Source organism: Nocardioides sp. NPDC059952 (assembly GCF_042730435.1).
GTDB lineage: Bacteria > Actinomycetota > Actinomycetes > Propionibacteriales > Nocardioidaceae > Nocardioides.
Window position 1 is genome coordinate 1 of sequence record NZ_JBHWLY010000153.1, and the last position, 1591, is coordinate 1591.

Consider the following 1591-nt stretch of genomic DNA (forward strand, 5'->3'; position numbering starts at 1 on the left):
AACCCCTCTTGGATCGACGGCCTTCCCGTCGACGCCATGCGTGCGCGTCGCATCGACTCGCTGATGGTGATGAATAACGGCAGCCACCCACTCGGCGCCCGCACGGGCATCCTCCCCGGCTCGGGCGGTTTCACCGTCACGGTGTCCGGTACCACGATCACCGTAGGCACCGGCATTGCGAGCCTCTACTACGCCGAGCAGGGCGTCTACCGGGTCGCCATGACGTCCACGTCCAACCTGACCCTGGACGCGGCGCACGCGACACTGTCCCGCATCGACCTGGTGTACCTGCGCGTGTGGGACAACGCCGTCGACGGATCTGGGCAGGCCAAGGCTGACGTGGTGTACCTGCCGGGCACTCCGTCATCGACGCCGAGCGCGCCGACTCCGTCGGGAACCGTGATCTATATGCGGCTGGCGCACATCACGGTGCCGGCAGTCGGCGGCGGTTCCCCCAGCGTCAACAACACGGTCACGCCGGTGACAGTGGCGGCTGGCGGCATCGTGCCGGACGCCAGTGCCGCCGGCTTCTACGTCGGCCAGTACCGCGACAACGGTACGAACCTGCAACGCTGGACCGGTACGGCGTGGGAGACGATGCAGAAGGTCGACACCGTCGGCTGGACCACTCCAACGCTGGGCACCGGTTACGCGCAGGGCAACGCCACGAACGGGAACGGCAACGGGCCCATCCGGTACCGGACGTACGTCGACCGAGGCACCACGTACATTGAGTGGGACGGCGGCGCCAACCGCACTGCTGGCGCCCAGACCGTGAACATCCTGAATGCGGCCCTGGCTGCGGCGCTGCGGCCCACGTACCGGGCGACCGTCGTCGTCGCCCGCAACGTCACGAGCATCACCGGAGTCTCCAACTCCTCGTCCGTCGTCCACTCCATGCTCGTCAACTTCAACCCGGACGGGACCGTCAGCCTCGGCGGCCAGGACGCAGGCAACACGGAAGCGGTCTGGTTCACCCTGCGCGGCATCCGGTACCCGCTGTCGTGACCGCCGTCGAACTCGCCTGGTACGGCTGTGATCTGCGCACCGGCGGCATCGTGGAGGACCTGCCCTCGCTCAAACCGACCGGGGCCCTGTCCCGCAGGCTGGGAGCGCAGACCACGCTCCAGTTCGAGCTGGCACTGGACGGCGCCCCCGCTGACTGGGAATCGGCGACGGCACCAGGACGGTCTCTGATCGTGGCCGTCGACACCGCCACCGACATTCCCGTATGGGCGGGCGCCGCCCTGCCACGTGACGCCGGAAGCGCCAGCACCGCGCAGCTCGGGGCGGCCACCCTGGAGGCCTACCTCGACGCCCGCTACCCGGGCACGCAGACGATGCTCACCGTCGACCAGGCGACCGTCTGCGCGAACCTGTTCACGCCCGCGCTGGCGGGCGGCCCACCCCTCGTCATCGACGCCGTGCCGACCGGCACGGCCATCGACTACCTGACCAGCGACGGCGACGACAAGACCATCCTGTCCTGCCTCACCGAGGTGATGGGGCGGATCTCGGCGAGGATGTGCGTACGGTCGGGCTGATGGGCATTGGTCGGTTGAGTCACCGTCTCCACAACTGGGCTCCAGAG

The 1591-nt window shown here is 68.7% G+C and carries 2 protein-coding genes; both read left to right on the forward strand.

Translation table 11 applies throughout. The features are described from left to right. On the forward strand, positions 1 to 1008 hold a 1008-nt coding region (locus tag ACFV9G_RS29830; protein WP_378733098.1), incomplete at its 5' end, for a hypothetical protein. Continuing rightward, positions 1005 to 1544, forward strand: a complete 540-nt coding sequence (locus ACFV9G_RS29835; RefSeq protein WP_378733101.1) for a hypothetical protein — start codon at positions 1005 to 1007, stop codon at positions 1542 to 1544. The genes ACFV9G_RS29830 and ACFV9G_RS29835, both read left to right, overlap by 4 nt. Positions 1545 to 1591 lie beyond the last annotated feature (47 nt).